Source organism: Myxococcus sp. MH1, assembly GCF_059738865.1.
The window spans coordinates 7,843,654-7,861,782 of sequence record NZ_AP026947.1 but is presented as its reverse complement, the minus strand read 5'-3'; the positions used below and the strand labels follow the sequence as shown (position 1 = coordinate 7,861,782).

The window sequence follows — 18,129 nt, the reverse complement described above, 5'->3', positions numbered from 1 at the left end:
CCATTACGTGCGCGGCGTCTAAGGTGAAAAGACAGAAAAACATGGAGAACAGGGCGGGTGCCAGGACCCGCTAGAAGTCGCGCACCGAGTCCATCACCGCCACGAGCGCGTCGCGGTCCAGGGGGACGACGGACGCGTCACCGGCGGCCCTCAGCTTCCCATCCACGGCGTCGAGGATGCCCATCAGCGCGTCGTGGATGTGCTCTCGCTCCACGGTGAAGATGAAGGCGTGGCGCGCATCCAGCGTGTTGAAGCCCTCGGTGTAGTCCTTGACGATGGGGGTGAGCGCGGAGACGAGCGCGGACGGTGAGCCGCCGTGCTGGGGCGTGGCCGCGAGCGCGGCCGAGCGCGCCTGGCGATACAGCGCCGCCGCCTTCTTCACCTTGGCCGGGGGGATGTTGTCCTCGCCGTCCCAGTGGCGGAAGGGATTGTCCAGGTTCTCCGCCAGCCACTCGGGCTTGCGCGGCTGTCGCACCGACACATCCACGCCCCGCTGCGCGGCGGCCTTGTAGGCCTTCTTCACGCTGGCGGCGACGTCGGCGGGGAGGCTGGTGAGCCACAGCCGCCCCAGGTCGGGGAAGCGCTCCGGCCCGGGGAACTCCTCGGGGGACATCCCGAACACCTCGTTGAACATGAGCACGCGAAGCCCGGTGAGCGCGCCCAGCTCCGCCGTGTCGCGCAGGTTTCCCGGAGCGCCCGTGGCCCGCAGCTCCGTGAGCTTGGGGAAGCGGCGGACGATGCTCCCGGCATCCAGCTCCCGGAAGGAATGCACGTGCAGCTCGTCCAGGGCATCCAGCCCGGACCAGACCCAGGAGGTGTCCTTCGTGTGCAGGTGCAGCCAGCGCCCGTCCGCCTCGGCGTGGATCCTCAGCCCGGGCGAGGCCTCTCCGAGCAGCGACAGCGTCTCCAACTCGTCGTTGAGATACACCTCCTGGACCCCCGTGACGTCCAGCACGAATCGGCTCAGCCGCGCCCCGCGCACGTCCACCACGCGCTGGCCGTGGTTCGTCACCTGGGACTCGTAGACGAAGGGCCTGCGCCGGATGAAGTCGAACAATCCTGTGACAGGTGCATCCGCGTTGACCGACGTCAGGATGGGCAGCGCCTCGAACACCGCCAGGTCGGAGACGGCGCGGAGCCGGTCCGTGTCGAGCCGCTGCGTCGTGCGGCGCAGCTCCAGGCCGCCCAGCGTCACCAGCTCGCTGCGGTCCTCCTTGGCGATGGTCTGCTTGAAGAGGTCCCGGGTGGCCTGGGGAATGGTCTCCCAACGATGCTGGCTGAAGATGTGGCGGCCCGTGGGCCAGTGGCTGTAGCTGACGCTCTTCTCCGTGAGCAGCGGCGGCCGGTTGCCCACGTGGACGAAGCCATGCGGCACGTCGATGGGCGCCCAGACGTGGACGTGGTGCTCCTTCCAGAAGAAGAAGTTGACGACGATGGGCTTCATCGCCGCCACCGCCGCCGCGTCCGGGAGCTCGGGCCCCACCCAATCCAGGGACAGCACACAGGCCAGCTCGTCCTTCCCCTCCTGCTTCAAAGCCGTGACCTGCACCGCGGTGTAGGCCGCGAGCCGAGGGGTGTAGACGACGAAGATGTCACCGACGGTGGGCTTCATGTGCGAGCGAATCCGAGGGCAGGGTGGAGTGGCCCCAGTGTAGGTCGCGCCCTCGCTTGAAACAGTCCGCTCGGCCACGGTTCACCCGTGTTTCACGGCCCTCTCCGGGTAGACGGGGCGGACCCGGACTCGATATCGTTGTTACTGCAACTTCGACACAGTTCTCACGACAAGGGGCCCCGGATGACGCTGTCTCGTTGGGTGATTGGATTCTCCGCGTTGCTGCTCGGCGCTTGTGGTGGACCGGCCGAGATGGAGGAGGGTGTTGCTCCGGAGACCACGGCCTCGGTGGCGCAGCGCTCCGAGCCGCCGGGAGGGGGGCGCCAGGGCTTCCACCGGACGTACTACCACGACGCCGCGAAGACGCGGTGGGCGGGGGCGTTGCATGGGGACTGCTTGGGTTACATCACCCAGTCCGGCGTGGTGACGTCGTACTACGACGAGTACGCCTTCCTCTGTGAATGAGCGGTCGCGGCTGCGCCCTCGGGGCCGCAGGGCTCCGGGGGCGGGTCCTCGACGTCGTGGTGCCTCGGAAAACTGAGAGGGGCGGGCGGGGGCCGTGGATTTCCACGTGGCCGGACGCGAGGCCACGTGACGTTCGTGGTGCGCTCCGGACGAGGGCAGCGGCCTCCGGCCGGAGTTCGTTGCTGGCGTCTGTCTTGCTTTCGCGACGCACATGACGTCGAGCAAGGGTCTCTCGAGGGTGCCGGGCAGGTCTGTTCCGGGATGGACGTGGCTCGTGGCGGTGGTGTTCCTGGCCGGCTGTCGTGGCCCCGAAGGCGAGCCGCCCCCGTCCTCCCACTCCCCCTTGTCGTTGAAGGGTGACCAGGTCCTGGGGCCGGAGTGCGAGGGCGTGGAGCTCACCTGTCCGGAGGGCTACGCCTGTGCCTGGTTCGACCTGGGGGCGGGCCGTGACATCCGCTGCGTCCAGTCCCCGGCCATCTGCGACCTGTTCACGTGCAGCTCCGGCGAGTGCATGGTGCTGGAGAGCCATCCGCTCCAGATCCGCTGCAGCGGCTCCTGACGGCGCGTCCCCGGCTCCAGGTGGGTCGAGCGCAGCTTCCTCGAAGTCCCGTCCGTCGCCAGCCCTCCGGTGCTCGACACCACGCGTCCACCAGCCCCGGTCTACAGTGCGCGGGTGACAGGAGCGGACATGCTGGAGCTGCAGGAGCGGTTCATCGAAGCACTGTTGGAGTCCGTCCCCGAGCCCTGGGAGCGCGTCGAGGTGCACTACGAGCGCTACGCGTGGGGCGGGGACACCTCTGAAATCTACGTGGCCAATGGCTTCCTTCACGAACAGCGCTCCGACGTGGACCTGACGCTGGAGGCGTTGGAGGCGCTGCGCACCTTGCAGGAGCACACCCCCGCGGGGCAGCGCGAGGCGTGGACCTGGCTGCTCTTCCGCCTCGACGCGGAGGGCAGGTACCACTTCGACTATCGCTATGGCGTGCCGCCCCTGGTGGCCCAGGAGATGGCGGCGCAGTGAGGAAGGCCCGCCCTCGCTCATCGCGGGGCGGGAAGGTCCTCCTCCTGGAGCAACAGGCGGGGCGCTCGGGGCAGGGCGCGGGCCTTCGCGAGCAGCTCGGTGCGGCTGCGCGCATCCAGCCGCTTGTGGAGGGCCTTGCTGTAGTCATGCACCGTCGCGGGGCTGAGCCCCAGCCGCTCGGCCACCTCCTTCTCGCCGAGGCCCGCCTGGAACAGCGCCAGGACCTGTTGGAGCCGCCGGGGGAGTCGCAGGGCCTGGGCGCTGCGCCACAGGAGCCCCAGCTCGCCGTGGAGCAGGTGGATGAGCTGGCGCTCCCGCGCGTCGAACGGACCCGAGGAGGACTCCCTGAAGAGGAAGACGAAGTGCATGGCCCGGTGCTCGGGGACGTGGAGCGCCGACAGCAGATAGTGATTGAGCCGGGCGGGGCGGTAGTGCTCGTTGAAGATGGTGGACGCATACCAGCTCCGGTCGCTCGCGAGCTCCTGCCTCGGCGCCGTGAAGGTGTCCTCGCCGAGCTGCGCGATTCTGGCGTCGGAAGGGTCCAGCGCGGCCTCGTGACGCTCGCAGACCTGCATCCAGACGCGGCGGTCGGACGCCGTGGCCCACCCCAGGTCCACGCTGCCCTGGTGTCGTGACGCATCCAGGAGCGCTGCCTCCGGAGTCTCCGCCGCCATGCCGACCTGGGCGCCCACGAGCGTGCTCGTCCCGGCGACCAGGTGACGCCTCCACGCCAGCGTGTCGTGACTCAGCTGCCCCAGCTCATCGAGCAGGCGGAAGGCGTTGCGTGCGTCGCGCCACGTGACGAGGTCCGACATGCTCCCGAGGCTATCCCCTGTTCAGGGGAATGGTCATCTCCTCGGCAGCCCCTATCCTGTGTGAACCGAGGCGCTGGATTCCCGAAGGACGGGGCCTGTCTCCTGGTTTCTCGACATTCGTCAAAGCCCTCGCGGGATGGACCCTTGCGCCGACGCATCGTCTCGCGGGTCTCCATCCTTGGTTGTGTCCACCCAGGAGAGACTCATGCATCTGGTTCGTTGGTGTCTTTGTGTTGTGTCTGTGTTTGCCGCGGCCTGTGGGAGCGTCGAGGGCGCCTCCGAGGCCGTGGGGCCGCCGGAGGTCGTGGAGGCGCAGTCGGCGGAGCTGCGCGCCTGTTCGACGTCGCTCGACTGCCGCGCGAACTGTGTCTGCACCAACGGCGTCTGCTCCGGAGGGGGCTTCGGTCCGCCTCCTCCCGCGGGTTACTGCGACGTGCCGCCGGTGCGCGCCTGCACGACGGGGGCGGACTGCGCGTCGGGCTGCTCCTGCTCGAACAACGTCTGCGTCGACAACGGCAAGTTCAGCCCGCCCGCCAATTGCCTGGTCGCGCCGCCGGATGCGTACGAGAGCGATAACTCCCACACCACGGCCTCGTCCTACGTGGGGACGCCGCAGCTCGGGCACACCTTCCACAAGGCGCAGGACGCGGACTGGGTGCTCGGGGCAACGAGCCTCCACCAGCTCTTGACGGTGGAGGTCTACAACCCGCGCAACACCGGAGAGCTTCGGGTGGATGTCCATGCCTATGACTTCGCCACCCGCACCCTGGGGGCCCTGCTGGCCAGCACGCAGACCCTGGTCTGCTCCGACCTCACGCCCAGCTGCAGGATGTTCCGGACGTCGGTCAACGTGGCGCCGGGCGTCTACGCCGTGAAGGTCACCGACACGCGCACCGTCCCCGCGGGCTCCGACTGGCGGCCCACCCCGACGTATGACTTGAAGATGTACTGAGCAGCGCCATCGAGGGCGGAATCCTCCCAGGAACGTGGGATTGTTCCGCCCTCGTGCGCGCGTGCAGACTCCGCGTGCCTTCGACGCTCATCGGTACGCGTGGGAGCGTCGGTGTGTGTCATTGACCATTCGATGAGGATGGGAGGGTGCCTGCATGCGGATGCGATTCGATGTGCCCCTGGCGGGGGTGGTCTTCCTGGTGGCGACGTTGACGGCGTGTGGCGGCGACGCCCCGACCGGGGACGAGCTCGTGCTGGAGAGCAGCGAGGCGGCGGTGTCCTGTCAGGTGACGCAGCAGTGCACGAACACCGCGGTGTCGTGCAGCTCCGCGAGCGGCATCTGTGCCTCGGGGGCGGACAATGGGGGCTGGGTGCAGTGCGATGGCGTGCGGACCTGGTGTCCCGCCGTCACCGCCTGCACCTGTCAGCCCGAGAGGCACTCGGTCGCGGGGGGCGGCACCCACCCCAGGTGTGCCGGGGCCTATCTCAGGGCCAGCGACGACGCCCGGGCGGCCGCGGCGGCGCAGTGTCCCCGGGGTGTCTGCAACGCGGTGGAGGAGCGAGGCGAGTGCTTCGCGACACGAGAGTCCGCCTCGGCGGAGGTGTTCTTGACCTTCTCGTGCATGGGACCGCCGAACTGTCAGTAATAAATTCCCTGAGGGGGGATGAGGGGCCGTGACGTTCCTCCCGGAAGGCCGCCGCTGTCACGTGGCGGCCTTCCGGGAGGCCCTCACATGACGCCGTCACTCCGCGCCCTTCTGTCCACCTGTCTCCTGCTGTCGTCGCCGGGCCTCTCCGGCTGCGACGACGACTCCGACCCGAGGCCGCCCGCGGACGCCGGCACCCCCGACGCCGGCTCCGACGCCTGGGATGGCACCTACACCGAGCTCGAGGAGCACGGAGACTTCAAGGACCCGGGCCCCTATGCCCCGTGCACCGTCGATACCCGGGACGCGGGGGGCCTGGCCTGCACGGAGCTGTCTCGCTTCGACCTCTCCGGCTGCGACCTGGGCACGCTCACCGACGTCGAGCCCGGGGCCATCTACCTCGCGCCGATGCGGGACGGGCGGCACGTGCCGGACGGAGGCTACCGACTGACCGACATCGGGGGCATCCGGTTCACCGAGGATGGCGGCACCATGTTCGCCCAGCCCCTGGCCGTGAAGGACACGGGCCCCGGGCGCTTCCACGTCCGCGGCGCTTCGGCCAACGGGCTCGCCACCGTCACCTATCTGGGCTGTGAGCAGAAGTCGCCCGACCTCATCACCGGCTGCTTCGCCTACTGCTACCGCAACCGGTTCGCCCGCGCGGGTACCTTCGAGGCCCACCGGGTCTCCCACTGGGGCGGTGAGCCCGAGTCCTCCGGCGGCCTCGCGCTGCACGGCGAGGGGTACACCCCCCTGGGCCACCCCCTGGACCTCTACGTCACCAAGGGGCACGCCTATGTCGTCTCCATCCCCAAGCAGGTCCGGCTGGGCGGCCTCTCGGTCTTCGACGTCAGCAACCCCGCGGCCCCCGTCCTCAAGACCACCCTCTCCCTGCCCCACGACAACTACTGGAACGCCGTCTGGGCCAAGGGCGATGCCCTGTACGTGGCCAGCAACGACTCGGGGACGCTCGTCTATGACATCTCCGAGCCCGCCAACCCCCGCTTCGTCCGGAGCTTCACGACGGGCGCCACGGGCACGCACACGGTGCTCGCCGACGGCGACCGGCTCTACTCCATGGCCCCCAGCCTCGGCACGTTCGTGCACGACATCACCGACCCGCTGGCGCCCGAGCTGCGGACCGTCATCGCCTCGCCGGAGGTGGCCACGCTGGGCGGTCCCCATGACGCCTTCGTGTACGAGAACCGCCTCTACGTCAGCCAGTCGTATCGCGGCTACTTCGTGATGGACGTCACGAACCTGGACGACGTCCGCGAGCTGGGCGGGTACGTCCGTCCGGACTTCAGCTTCGCGCACCACAGCGCGGTGGGCACCTTCGCCGGCCGCACCCTCGCGTTCGAGGGCGGTGAGTTCCAGCACTCCCACCTGCGCGTGCTCGACGTCACCGACCCGGCGCGCATCGTGAAGATCGGCGAGTTCCGCACCCACCGGCCCTTCACCTCCATCCACAACATCATCCTGCGCGGCAACCTGCTCTACATCGCCTGGTACCACGACGGCGTGCGCGTGCTGGACGTGTCCAACCCCACCAGGCCCCGGCAGGTGGCGCACTACAACACCTTCCGAGACTCGGACCCGGACCGCACCGACAGCCCCTTCGAGGGACTGCTCGGCATCCGCGTCCCCGGCGACGGGTATGTGTACGCGGCGGACTCCTCGCGAGGCCTGCTCGTCTTCCGCGAGCTCCCCCAGCCGTAGCGACTTCGTCCCCTCGGAGTGCGCGAGACACACCTCCACGCACTCCGGGGAGCGCGGGCCCGGAGCCCCAGGTGTGGTGGGGAGTCCACCTCAGCGGGGGCCCGGCTCACGTCCGGGGGGCCGGAAAGACAATCAGGTGTGGAGGGCAGTCCACCCCTCATTCTCGCTGAATGACAGACAGGGTTCTGCTGTGTGTCGTTGCGACAATCGATGCTACCGTCGCACGCATGCACTGGCACCTGCACCTGAAGAGCGCGGCCCTCGCGGGCGTGCTGTTCGCGATGTCCGGGCTCATCGTGTCCGACGCGCATGCGCAGCAATGTGAGCCCGAGCCGACGGCCCCGGAGGACCCTCCCGAAGACCCGATGAGCGACACGCGCGTGCTGCGGCGCATCGTGCTCGGTCTCACCGGGACCACCCCGACCCTGGAGCAGTACGAGGCCATGGAGGCGGCGGCGACGCCCGCGGCTCGCGCGACGCTCCTGCGCTCCACGCTCGACGAGGTGCTCGCCTCCCCGAAGTTCTACGAGCGCATGGTCCGCTTCGGGCACGAGTGGATTACCGTGGGCGCCTTCACCACCGGCGCCCAGGGGGACGCGTACCAGGGCGACATGTCCGGGCACCTGCACCGCTGTGACGACAACAGCCTGCACCCGGGCGCGTACTACGCGGTCAACGAGTTCGAGAGCGGCAACCCGAACCAGCAGTGCCAGGACAAGGATGGCGCTGGCAATCCCGCCGTCCCGGAGGTGCACACCGTCGAGCCCTGGTGGGCTCCGGGCACCACCGTCCAGGTGCTGGGCAAGGCGGGCGGTGACACCAAGACCGTCACCGACACCCGCACCGGCAAGGTGCTGGACTGCGGCGTCGCCTCCGGCGGCTATTACGACCCGGCGCTGAACCGGGGCTGTGGCTGCGGACCGAACCTCATCTGGTGCTCGCCGCTCGCGGGCCTCGGGTCCGGGGGCACCGGCAGCCTCAACGGTCAGCGTCGCCACCCCTACGAGGAGCCCGCGCGCCTGTTCGCGCACCTGGCGTGGCATGACCGCCCGCTGTCGGACCTGGTCGTCGGCAACTACACCGTCGGCACCAACTGGCTCCGGGCGCTGTACGTCCGCTTTGGCCGGCAGATGGGCAACGCCGTGGTGGACCAGAACACCACCTGGTGGCGCCCGGACGTGGGCAACGAGCCGCGCGACCCGATGCACCCCACGCCGAACGACCCGCAGGCGTGGCGGGAGTTCGTCGTCGAGCAGCTCGAGCCCTTCCACCTGGCGCTCACGCCCGACAAGTCGCGCTCTGGCAGCATGGAGCGCACCTACCGCTTCGACCCGCGCACGACGACGGAGGCGCCCCTGGGGCTGCCCGCCGCGGGCGTGCTCACGATGATGGGCTCCATGTCCTCGTTCCCGCGCGAGCGGGTCCGGGCGGCGCGCTTCCTGGAAATCTTCGCCTACCAGAACTTCTCGCCGCCCCCCGCGGACGTGCACTTCCCGCCGCTGGAGATCGACCCGGCCACGGGCGGCACGTGCCTGCACTGCCACAAGACGCTGGACCCCGCGGCCATCGCCTTCAAGCGCTGGGACTTCACGCCGTTCCCCAGCTACTACGTCCCCTGGCCCTTCATCGGCGGTATGGGCAACCAGCGCGTCACCGCGGAGTGGCTGTCCGGCAAGTACCCGCACACCGGCAACGCGCCGGGCCTGCGGTGGAAAAACGCCTTCCTGCCGAACACGGTGCTCACGCCCGTCACGCCCGAAGAGCTCAAGGCGAACCCGGAGGCGGTGCTGCTGGACACGATGCCGGAGTCGTACACGCTGCTGGGCCAGCACGGCGACGGCACCATGGGCCCCCTGGGCTTCGGCAAGCTGCTGGTGCGCTCGGGTGAGTTCGACCGCTGCGCGGCGCGCAAGCTCTACGCGATGTTCATCGGCCGGGAGCTGAACCCGGCCACGGAGAAGGGCTTCATCGACAAGCTCGCGCGCGAGTTCGTCGCGGGGGAGCGCAAGCTGCGCCCCTTCATCCGCTACCTGTTCGAGCAGTCCGAGCTGCGGAGGGGCCTGTGATGCGCACGTCGACTTCTTTCGTGTGCGCCGCCGCGCTGGCGGTGCTCGCGCTCAACCTGGGCGCCTGCTTCGGTGACAGCTCGTACCGACAGGGCAGCTCGGATGGGCCGGACTCGGGGACCTGCGCCGCGGCGAGCGACAACGACGCGGTCCGCCTCGCGCTCGCGCCCGCGTGCGAGGGCTGCCACATCAACGGCAACAAGCCCTTCTTCGCCTCGCTCGCCGCGTTCGAGAGCGGGCTGGTCTACGACGAGCGCTTCGTGAAGCGCGGCGACCCGGAGGGCAGCCTGCTCATCAAGATGCTCAAGGGCAACGCCCCGGGCAGCTACGCGCAGATGCCGCCGGGCCAGCCCTACGAGCAGCTGGTCGCCAATGGCCGCGTCACCATGACCATCGCCCAGGTGGAGGACTGGATTCGGGACCTGAAGGCGCCGCCCGAGCCGATGGACACGCCGTCACCCACGGAGTTCCAGGTCCGCCGGCTGGCCGCGGACGAGATGGTGGTGAGCCTGATGGACCAGCTGGGCCTGACGCTCGAGGACTTCGTGAGCACGAGCAACCCCGACTGGCGCAACCGGGCCTACGTGGTGAACTGGAACAAGTTCTTCGTGTGGCCCGGGGACTGGGCCCCCGGCATCTCCGGCGAGTACGTCTCCGACTCGCGCGCGCCGGAGCGCTACGAGGCCCTGGGCGGCGGCAACTCCCTGGAGTACCGCAAGAAGAACCCGATGTTCGGCCCCTCCGCCGGTCAGGCGCTGGTGCAGATGTCCCAGGCCTGGTGCGGGCGCGCGGTGGACAAGCAGAACAACAAGGCGGTGCTGCGCTACGTGACGCTCGCGGACACGTCCACCCAGAACCCGGACGCGGTGCGGAAGAACCTGCGCAACCTCTACCTCCGCATGCTCGGGCAGCCGCCCACGGACGCGGAGCTGAAGGAGCTGTACGAGCAGGTCTACCTCCCGCTGGAGGCGCAGAACACGCGCCTGGCCTGGGTGGGCACCTGCGCGGCGCTCATCCGTCACCCGCTGTGGATTACGTACTGAGCCGAGGACCCCATGCTGAACACCTCTCGACGCACGTTGCTCAAGTGGGCCCTGGGCGCAAGCCAGCTGGCGCTCCTGGAGAAGGCGGGGCTCTTGGGCTCCGGCACCGCGCACGCCGCGGACGCGGATGTCCCCTCGCGGCTCGTGGTGCTCTATGTCCCGGGCGGCTTCCGTCCGGCGTACTACTTCACGCCGATGGAGGACGCGGAGATTCCGCTCTGCGTCCCGGCGCCCGCGGGCTTCAGCAGCGAGCCCGTCTTCTTCGACGCCAGCAAGGTGGTGGACCTGGCGGCCCCCAACGGCCCGTACAAGCCCTTGCGGACCTGGCAGTCGTGGGACCCGGCGAACCCCGCCGCCCGCGGCAACTTCAGCCCGCTGATGTATGGCTATCAGCACTATGCGCTGCACGAGCAGCTGAGCGTGCTGCACGGCATCGACCAGGGCACCAATGACCACGCGAGCGCCTTCATCTCCGCGATGTGCGGCGTGGCGGGCGCGGACTACCGGGCGCCGGCGGTGCACTCGGTCATCGCCAACCACCTGTACGAGCGGCACCGGGAGAGCCGGCCGCTGCCGTTCGTGGTGGTGGCGGGCGAGCGTGGCATGCCGTCCGGCATGGGCCTGCCGTCGCACGCGGGGCCCGTGGGGGTGCCGTCCATCGACGCGCTCAAGCCGATGCTCTCCGGCAAGGCGGCGGACAATGCCTGGTGGAACGGGCTGGAAGCGCGCACCGAGGGGCCGGAGCTGAACGCGAAGGGCGAGCCCACCGGGGCCCAGCTGAAGACGACCACGGTGGAGCGCTACTCGCTGGGGCAGGCCAGGCCCCGGCTGGGCCGCTCGACGGCGAAGGTGGACAACTACCTGGAGGGGCTGCACGGCTCGCTGAACAGCGTCTCGCGCGTGCTGGCGACGGACGTGGTGTCGGTGCTGGAGAAGACCAAGGGCATCGACGCGCTGAAGACGAACCGGCCCTCGTACCTGTCGAGCTATCTGAGCGAGTCCTTCACGTACACGTTCGGCAACGCGAACTTCCACCTGGTGGGGTTGGACCCGCGGATGGACATGGCGCTGCGCCTGCTCAAGTCGGACCTGGCCACGTCGGTGCACGTGTCGCTCAGGCTCGACTTCGACACGCACAACGGCGGCGGGCATGCCTACAGCTGCGCGCATGGCCGCGGGTTGATGGACTGCGTGGCGCGCTTCCTGGGCGAGATGAAGGCCACGCCCGCCCCGGGCAAGCCGGGCAAGACGCTGCTCGACGACACGCTGGTGCTGGTGATGAGCGAGTTCGGGCGGAGCTGGGCGTCACGCGGCAGTGACGGCAGCTACAGCCTGCCGGACGACCACCACCCGTACACCTCGGTGGTCTTCGCCGGTGGCAACGTGGCCCACAACCGGCAGGTGGGCACGTACACGACGCGCGGGCTCGGCACCCCGGTGGACATCATCGAGGAGACGGGACAGACGCAGAAGCGCGTGCCCCGCTCCGCGGACGTCGTCACCACGGCCCTGCGCATCATGGGCATGCAGACGCACCAGTTCTTCATCCCCGGCGGCTACGGCGAGGTGGTGGGGTTGCGCAAGGGGTAGGCCGCCGCGGCCTCCACGTGGCCCAGGAGCGCCTGGGCAAGCGCGGGGACGAACCCGGTGGTGTCGGGCCAGGGCGTCCATCAGCGCGTCGGGCCAGACGAGGCCTGACGCGGTGGAGCCCATGATGAGCAGGATGGCGGGCGCGTCTTCTGGCCCGCGTGACTCGACCCACAGCGAGACTCCCTCGGCGACCTGGACGAAGCGTTCCATGGCGGGAGCATCGCAGGTCGCCGGGGAGCAGGCCCAGACAGCTCACCCGCCGCAGCGGTTGAAGTTCTGGTCGACGTAGTAGAGGCAGCAGCCGGCGTAGGCGCCCAGGCACGTCTGGGTGCCGAGGGCCTGGGTGGCCCACTGCGAGGCGGTGGCGTACGTGCCCGCGCAGGCGTCACCGCACAGGGTGTTGGAGATGGAGGAGATGGTGCCGTCCAGGTTGTAGCAGGTGGTGGCGTGGGCGCGGGCGTAGACGGTGCACGGCTCCTGCGCGGGCGGCGGGGTGGAGGACGACGTGCTCCAGATGGTGCTGAGGTACACGCGGTCGGAGCTCTGGTCGATGCCGGCCCAGCGCGAGCGCGGGCCCGTGTCCCAGGTGACCATCATGTAGTGGCGGGCCTGGAGGGTGGTGCTGTAGTTCACCTTCCATTCACAGCCATCCCAGGGCCAGAAGCCGCAGGACTTGTACTGCGTATAGAAGTACGCGGTGGAGTCGAAGCCGGCCGCGAGGCCCACGGCGCGGAAGTAGACGGTGTTGTCCTTCGCGCCGCTGTACGAGCCGTACCAGTAGTCGGTGATACAGGTGCGGCCCTGGGTGGCGGTGGTCGCACAGAAGTTGCTCGTGAACCACTGCTTGTCGCCGACCCAATCCCAGGTGTCGTTGAGGCTCGCGGCAAAGGGGCCGCGCTCGGTGTTCAGGGCGGAGGGCCCCTCGGCGAGCGGGGCGTTCGCCGCGGCGCGGCCCTCGCTCCGGGCGGCCTCGCGCTCCTGGAGGTGGCGGGCCATGGCGACGCGGCCCTGGGCGGCGACGAGGGCGGCGGGGACGTCCTCACGGGTGGCTCCGGGCACGAGCGCGAGGTAGACGTCCGCCAGCTCCTGGCCCTGGGTGGAGCCTGTCTTCATGGCCTCACGGAGGTGGGCGGCGTCGAGGTCCATGTGGCCCGACTCGGCGACGAAGACCTCGCCCGGGGCGGACTCGATGAAGCGCACGCTGCGGGTGTTGCTGAGCTTGAGCTCGTGCAGGACGGTGCCCTGCTCGGTGGCCTCGGGCGCGGGGGCCTCGGCGGGAGGCGCCTCGGTGCCCTGGGGACCGCAGGCGGCGAGCAGCAGGGTGCACAGGGCGGAGGACAGCATGGCCCGCGAGCGCGGGGTGGGGTGGTTCGACATGTCGGGGGACTCCTCGTTCAGGGTTGCAGCCACCTGAACGAGGGGCGTGAAAAGCCTTCGGTGGGGCGCCGCCGACGTCGCGGCGCCCTGCCTCACGACCTCAGTCCCGACCCGAGGCCTTCACGGCGCAGCCCGTCGCCGCGCGCTGACGCAGGATGCGTCCGGGCGTCGGCGCCACCAGCGGCTTGCCCCGCTTCCTCCAGTGCTCCACGAGCGCGTCGCGCAGCGTCAGCGCCTGCTGCTCGCCCAGGTTGACGCTCCCGGGCGGCAGCGTCTTGAGCACCTCGTCCATCCCGCTGCCACCCCGCGCGAGGAAGTCCGGCATGGCCACCTGGAAGAGCTTGTTGGGCTCGAGGGGCTTCCCGTTCGCCTTCGTGACGGAGACCATCCGCGTCACGCCGTTGCACTGCTCCAGGTTCACCTTCAGCCCCGCCACCTGGAGCGTGCCTCCCTTGCGCGAGTAGGCCCCCTCCAGGAGCTTCGTCAGCTGGGCCCCGGTGAGGGTGACGACCGAGAGCGTGTTGTCGAACGGGAGCACCTCGAAGACGGCCCCGTACGTCAGCTCGCCCGCGGGCAGGTCCGCGCGCAGCCCGCCGCTGTTGATGACGGCGATGCCCGTCATGCCCAGCTGGTTCAGCGCGTCCGCCAGCACGTTGCCCAGCGGGCTCTCCGCGTCGTAGTCGCGCGTCAGCTTCGCCGGCACGTTGACGCCCAGCGGGCGCTTCTGCATCTCCTCCACCTTCGCGAGCGCCCCGGCCAGCTGCGTCCCCAGCGCCGCATCCGCCACCACCGGCTGCCCACGGAACGTCGCCGGCACCAGCTCCACCTTGTTGCGGTCCTTCAGCTTGCGCTCGTCACACGTCCCGAGCGTCGCCTCCACCCGCTCGCACACCGGCACGGAGCCCTGCAGCGTGGTGCGCTCGGTCAGCACCTTGCGCGTCGTCGGGTCCACGAACAGCTCCACCAGGCCGAACGCCCGGCCCCGGCCCGACGTCTCGATGACCGGCGTGCCCCGCACGAAGTGCCCCACCGGCTGATGGGTGTGCCCGGCCACCACCGCGTCCAGCGTGCCCTCCGGCAGGGCCTCCAGCATCTCGATGATCTCGCTGTCGCCCCGGTCGCACGATGAGATGTCCCGAGGGTCGTCCTGCCGCTTGCACACCGCGCCCGCGTGCGCAATCGCGATGACCACCTCCGCCCCGCGCGCACGCAAATCGTTGGCCGCAGCGAGCGCCGAGGACGCCAGCGGCGCGAAGCGCAGGCTCGCCACGTTCACCGGGTTGGTGACCTCCGGCGTGTGCGGCGTCGCCAGCCCCACGACGCCCACCTTCACCCCGCGCCGCTCCACCAGCAGCGTGCCCGTGTTCCCCAGCCACGTGGGGCTCACGCCCGTCTGCGCGTCGGTGACGTTCACCCCGAGAATCGGGAAGCGCGCCTGGGTGATGCGCGCCTTGAGCGCGCCGAACGGGTCATCCCCCTCCATCGCCACCGAGCGCGGCCCCACCGGGCCGTAGTCGAACTCGTGGTTGCCCAGCGCGGAGGCCACGTACCCGAGCGTGTTCATCGCGTCGATGACCACCGCGCCCTCGGTCAGGTTGGACGCGAGCGTGCCCTGGAACAGATCGCCACCATCCAGCAGCAGCACCCCGTCCGGGTTCTCCGCGCGCAGGATGGACAGGTAGCCCGCGAACGTGGCGAGCCCTCCCTGCTCCACGGCCGTGCCGTCCGCCAGGCTCCCGCGCGACGGCATCACCCAGCCGTGCAAGTCATTGGTGCCCACCACGCTCAGGCGCACCGGCTCGGGCGCGACCTTGACGGCGGCGGGGGCCGTGGGGGGAGCCTCCGGCGCGGGCGGATGCGAGGCGCAGGAGACGACGAGGGCCGACAGGAGCCCGAGGCGGAGCGGACGGAGGGCGGAAGTCACACGCCCCTCTAGAACGCGGCCCCGTCTGATTCAAGGGCCCTCGCCTCCCAGCATGGAAGCGAGGGCCCCGTGTGGTGCGGCGATGTGGCTAGTTGCGCACGCGCAAGAGCAGCTCGGCCTGCATCGGGCTGCGGCGGCCCGTGGCGGTGCCGAACCGGTTGTTGGTGGCGCGCCACTGTTCCTGCACGAAGGTCACGTCGCTGTTGTTGAGGACGTTGAAGAAGATGAGCGTGAGCTCCATCTTCGTCTCCTTCGTCTTGATGACGCGGTTCAGGTCGTAGCGGGCCTGGACGTCGAACAGGAACTGGCTCGGCTGACGCAGCTCGGAGATGGCCGCCGGGTCATTGAAGTCCGGGATGCCCGTGCTGGTGTTGTACGAGTGACCGGTGCCGCGGTCCGAGCGCACCACGCGCTGACGGTCCACGGAGCCTTCCTGGAACATCCACATGGGCGCGCCCGTGCGGTAGTTGAAGCGCACGCCGAAGTCGAGGCCGAACTGGGTGGTGTACCCGATGGCGCCCTTGAGCGTGTGGCGGATGTCCTCGGGGGACGGGCCCTCGAAGAAGTGCTTGAAGCGCGGGTTGGCGCCGTAGCCGTCGAAGTAGTCACCCACCGTGCCGTTGCTGAACGCCAGGGTGTAGCTGGCCAGCAGGTCCCACGGGCCCGTGCGGCCCTGCGCCCACAGGTCCATGCCGCGGTAGTCGCGCCACGCGTCGTCCGGGTTGTGGATCTTCACCACCGTGTGGTTGATGCCGTCCGCGTAGCCCACCACGCGCGTGCCGGACGGGTCCCAGATGCGGTTGACCTCCTCGTCCACCCACATGTTGGAGTACTTGCGGTAGGTGAGGTCCATGCCGATGACCGCGCCCTCGTTGATGGCGTGGTGCAGGCCGAGCGCCAGCTCGTCCACGTGCGGCGGCGTGTGGTTGGTCTTGTCGAAGAAGCGGCCCGACGCCCCGCCCGCCACGCTGCACTGCGGGTTGCCCACGGTGTCCGGCGTACAGTCCGCGAACGCGCCGTTGGCGAACGTGGAGCGCACCTGGAGCAGCTCCGGGTTGGCGTGCTGCGCGATGAACACGTCGCCCACTTCGTTGGAGCGGCCGTAGTGCGCCTTGATGAGCGTGGTGCGGTTGCCGAACGGGTCCACCGTCGCGGACAGACGCGGGCCGATGCCCACCAGGTTGGTGATGAACTGGTTGTTGTCACCGTACAGCCGGCCCACGTCGGCGCGCAGACCCGCCACCAGCGTCAGGTAGCGGTTGACGTTCCAGCGGTCCTGCACGAACGCGCCGGAGATGAGCGTCCCGGCCTCGGTGGTCAGCGGGCCGCGCACGCCCTCGCTGTTGTAGAAGTCGATGCGCTCGTTGCAGAAGGCGAACGTCTCCGGGTCGTCCGGGTTGCACTCGCCGTTGCGGTCGTTGAAGCGCTGGTTGCCAATCACCTGCGCCGTCTTGTCGCCGCTCAGGTAGCTCAACTGGAAGCCCGCCTTCATCTGGTGGTTCTTCACCTTGAAGAGCAGCGTCGGGTCGAACTGGTAGCGCATGCGCTTCTCGGTGACCAGGTTGCCCACCTCGTTGCGCAGCGCGCCGGCGTTGCGGTACGTGGTGCTGTTGTAGATGTGGGCGATGTCCTGCGAGTCCTCGTTCATCGGCCCGTTCCAGATGTCCTTGTAGGTGAGGCCCGTCTGGAGCTGGAAGAGGACGTTGTCGGAGATGTTGCGGTCGTAGTTGACGATGGCGAAGAAGCCGCCGCGGTCGACCTGCGTCTCCGCCTCCGGCGTCACGAACGTGGTGGAGACCTGGTTGGTGATGGTGTTGTTGTCGTAGTTGAACGCCAGGGACAGGCGGTCCTTCGTCGTGGGCTGCCAGGTGAGCTTCAGGCGGGCCAGGCGCGTCTGGGTGTCGGACGTGCGGCTCTCCTCGCCCAGCGGCGTGTCACGCTTGGAGAAGTTCCACTGACCGGAGACGTAGAACCACAGCTTGTCCTTGATGATGGGACCGCCCACGCCCACCAGCGGGCTGTAGAAGGCCGTCTCGGAGAGCGGCACCTCGTTCTGGGTGTAGTTGGCCACGTTGGGGTTCTGGTTGGCCGCGCCCCGGTACTTCGCGTTGGCCCACGCCGGCGACAGAATCATCGTCACGTCGTAGGTGAACTTGTTGGAGCCGCTCTTGCTGACGACGTTCTGGATGAGGCCCAGCGAGTTGTACTGCGCGTCCAGACCGCCGGTCATGACCTCGAAGTTCTCCACCGCGTAGAAGCTCATCGGGGAGCTGATGCTGCCGTCCACCACGTCGGACGTGTCCATGCCGTCGATGAAGAACTTGCCGTAGCGCGACAGGCCGGCGCGCAGGCTGGGCGCGTTGCCGTTGCCCACGCCGGCGACCAGCTGCGGCATGGCCTGCACCTGGGTGAAGACGGGCGAGGTGGCCGCCTTCTCCGCCGTCATCACCGCGCCCATCTGGGCGGAGTCCGGGTTGATGATGGGGTTGACCTTCTCCACGATTTCGTAGGTGGCCACCGCCGCCTGCTCGGTGAACACCTCCAGCTTCACGTCCACCTGCGTCGCCTGGCCCAGCAGGACGGTGATGCCCGCCTTCTTGATGGGGGCGAAGCCCGGGACGTTCACCTCGAGGACGTAGCCCTCGCCCGGGGGCAGGGTGTCGAACTCGAAGCGGCCGTCCTCGCCGCTGGTGCGCGACTGGGGCTGCTGCAGCGCGGGGCCCGTGACGGTGAGCGGCACCTCGGCGAGCGGCGCGCCCGTCGGGTCATACACATAGCCGGCCATGCGGCCGTAGTTCTGGCCGGCGGCGAGCGCGGGGGAAGGGAGGCTCGCGACCAGCGCGAGCAGCAGCAGCGCGAGCGCGCCACCGGCACGGCAAACAAGCGTCTTCATGGAGGG

At 69.5% G+C, this 18,129-nt stretch carries 14 protein-coding genes; 9 read left to right on the top strand and 5 right to left on the bottom strand.

Annotation, left to right across the window (positions count from 1 at the left end; all coding sequences use genetic code 11):
- Positions 1-70 precede the first annotated feature (70 nt).
- Positions 71-1,612, bottom strand: coding sequence for a gliding motility protein (locus AC6JA9_RS30820; protein WP_497958261.1), 1,542 nt, complete (start codon positions 1,610-1,612; stop codon positions 71-73).
- Between the two features lie 183 nt (positions 1,613-1,795).
- On the opposite strand from AC6JA9_RS30820, the gene AC6JA9_RS30815 reads away from it, so the two are divergent.
- From AC6JA9_RS30815 to AC6JA9_RS30805, 3 genes are all read left to right on the top strand, one after another.
- A complete protein-coding gene (locus AC6JA9_RS30815) occupies positions 1,796-2,077 on the top strand; it encodes a hypothetical protein (RefSeq protein WP_223745396.1) in 282 nt (93 codons plus the stop codon).
- A 211-nt stretch (positions 2,078-2,288) separates the two neighbouring features.
- On the top strand, positions 2,289-2,636 hold the full coding sequence (locus AC6JA9_RS30810; RefSeq protein ID WP_223745397.1) for a hypothetical protein: 348 nt from the start codon (positions 2,289-2,291) through the stop codon (positions 2,634-2,636).
- Between the two features lie 129 nt (positions 2,637-2,765).
- The gene (locus tag AC6JA9_RS30805; RefSeq protein WP_267700059.1) at positions 2,766-3,098 is read left to right on the top strand and encodes a hypothetical protein; all 333 of its coding nucleotides are present in this window, start codon (positions 2,766-2,768) and stop codon (positions 3,096-3,098) included.
- A gap of 17 nt (positions 3,099-3,115) precedes the next feature.
- Here AC6JA9_RS30805 and AC6JA9_RS30800 read toward each other — a convergent pair whose 3' ends face one another.
- On the bottom strand, positions 3,116-3,913 hold the full coding sequence (locus AC6JA9_RS30800) for a helix-turn-helix transcriptional regulator (protein ID WP_223745399.1): 798 nt from the start codon (positions 3,911-3,913) through the stop codon (positions 3,116-3,118).
- 235 nt (positions 3,914-4,148) lie between these two features.
- Here AC6JA9_RS30800 and AC6JA9_RS30795 point away from each other — a divergent pair, with 235 nt between their 5' ends.
- From AC6JA9_RS30795 to AC6JA9_RS30770, 6 genes are all read left to right on the top strand, one after another.
- Positions 4,149-4,865, top strand: coding sequence for a hypothetical protein (locus AC6JA9_RS30795; protein ID WP_473567212.1), 717 nt, complete (start codon positions 4,149-4,151; stop codon positions 4,863-4,865).
- Positions 4,866-5,019: 154 nt separating this feature from the next.
- Complete coding sequence (locus AC6JA9_RS30790; protein WP_223745401.1) at positions 5,020-5,511, top strand: hypothetical protein; 492 nt, start codon at positions 5,020-5,022, stop codon at positions 5,509-5,511.
- A gap of 87 nt (positions 5,512-5,598) precedes the next feature.
- Entirely contained in the window at positions 5,599-7,230 is a 1,632-nt protein-coding gene (locus AC6JA9_RS30785) for an LVIVD repeat-containing protein (protein ID WP_497958260.1), read from the top strand.
- A 227-nt stretch (positions 7,231-7,457) separates the two neighbouring features.
- The gene (locus AC6JA9_RS30780) at positions 7,458-9,296 is read left to right on the top strand and encodes a hypothetical protein (protein WP_497958259.1); all 1,839 of its coding nucleotides are present in this window, start codon (positions 7,458-7,460) and stop codon (positions 9,294-9,296) included.
- Positions 9,296-10,339, top strand: coding sequence for a hypothetical protein (locus AC6JA9_RS30775; protein ID WP_497958258.1), 1,044 nt, complete (start codon positions 9,296-9,298; stop codon positions 10,337-10,339). Before AC6JA9_RS30780 ends, AC6JA9_RS30775 begins: the two co-directional genes overlap by 1 nt.
- Positions 10,340-10,351: 12 nt before the next feature.
- Positions 10,352-11,929 (top strand): DUF1501 domain-containing protein, encoded by a 1,578-nt coding sequence (locus AC6JA9_RS30770; RefSeq protein WP_483578432.1) that lies wholly within the window; start codon positions 10,352-10,354, stop codon positions 11,927-11,929.
- Positions 11,930-12,181: 252 nt separating this feature from the next.
- On the opposite strand, the gene AC6JA9_RS30765 is transcribed toward AC6JA9_RS30770, so the two are convergent.
- The 3 genes from AC6JA9_RS30765 to AC6JA9_RS30755 all read right to left on the bottom strand — a co-directional run bounded on the left by AC6JA9_RS30765 (position 12,182) and on the right by AC6JA9_RS30755 (position 18,123).
- Complete coding sequence (locus tag AC6JA9_RS30765; protein ID WP_408889657.1) at positions 12,182-13,306, bottom strand: hypothetical protein; 1,125 nt, start codon at positions 13,304-13,306, stop codon at positions 12,182-12,184.
- 100 nt (positions 13,307-13,406) lie between these two features.
- Positions 13,407-15,230, bottom strand: a complete 1,824-nt coding sequence (locus tag AC6JA9_RS30760; RefSeq protein WP_408889658.1) for a bifunctional metallophosphatase/5'-nucleotidase — start codon at positions 15,228-15,230, stop codon at positions 13,407-13,409.
- Between the two features lie 88 nt (positions 15,231-15,318).
- On the bottom strand, positions 15,319-18,123 hold the full coding sequence (locus AC6JA9_RS30755; protein WP_497958257.1) for a TonB-dependent receptor: 2,805 nt from the start codon (positions 18,121-18,123) through the stop codon (positions 15,319-15,321).
- Between the last annotated feature and the right edge of the window lie 6 nt (positions 18,124-18,129).

Coding starts and splice junctions, on each gene's coding strand:
- AC6JA9_RS30820 (WP_497958261.1), bottom strand. CDS start 1,612: ATGAAGCCCACCGTCGGTGACATCTTCGTCGTCTACACCCCTCGGCTC.
- AC6JA9_RS30815 (WP_223745396.1), top strand. CDS start 1,796: ATGACGCTGTCTCGTTGGGTGATTGGATTCTCCGCGTTGCTGCTCGGC.
- AC6JA9_RS30810 (WP_223745397.1), top strand. CDS start 2,289: ATGACGTCGAGCAAGGGTCTCTCGAGGGTGCCGGGCAGGTCTGTTCCG.
- AC6JA9_RS30805 (WP_267700059.1), top strand. CDS start 2,766: ATGCTGGAGCTGCAGGAGCGGTTCATCGAAGCACTGTTGGAGTCCGTC.
- AC6JA9_RS30800 (WP_223745399.1), bottom strand. CDS start 3,913: ATGTCGGACCTCGTCACGTGGCGCGACGCACGCAACGCCTTCCGCCTG.
- AC6JA9_RS30790 (WP_223745401.1), top strand. CDS start 5,020: ATGCGGATGCGATTCGATGTGCCCCTGGCGGGGGTGGTCTTCCTGGTG.
- AC6JA9_RS30785 (WP_497958260.1), top strand. CDS start 5,599: ATGACGCCGTCACTCCGCGCCCTTCTGTCCACCTGTCTCCTGCTGTCG.
- AC6JA9_RS30780 (WP_497958259.1), top strand. CDS start 7,458: ATGCACTGGCACCTGCACCTGAAGAGCGCGGCCCTCGCGGGCGTGCTG.
- AC6JA9_RS30775 (WP_497958258.1), top strand. CDS start 9,296: ATGCGCACGTCGACTTCTTTCGTGTGCGCCGCCGCGCTGGCGGTGCTC.
- AC6JA9_RS30770 (WP_483578432.1), top strand. CDS start 10,352: ATGCTGAACACCTCTCGACGCACGTTGCTCAAGTGGGCCCTGGGCGCA.
- AC6JA9_RS30765 (WP_408889657.1), bottom strand. CDS start 13,306: ATGTCGAACCACCCCACCCCGCGCTCGCGGGCCATGCTGTCCTCCGCC.
- AC6JA9_RS30755 (WP_497958257.1), bottom strand. CDS start 18,123: ATGAAGACGCTTGTTTGCCGTGCCGGTGGCGCGCTCGCGCTGCTGCTG.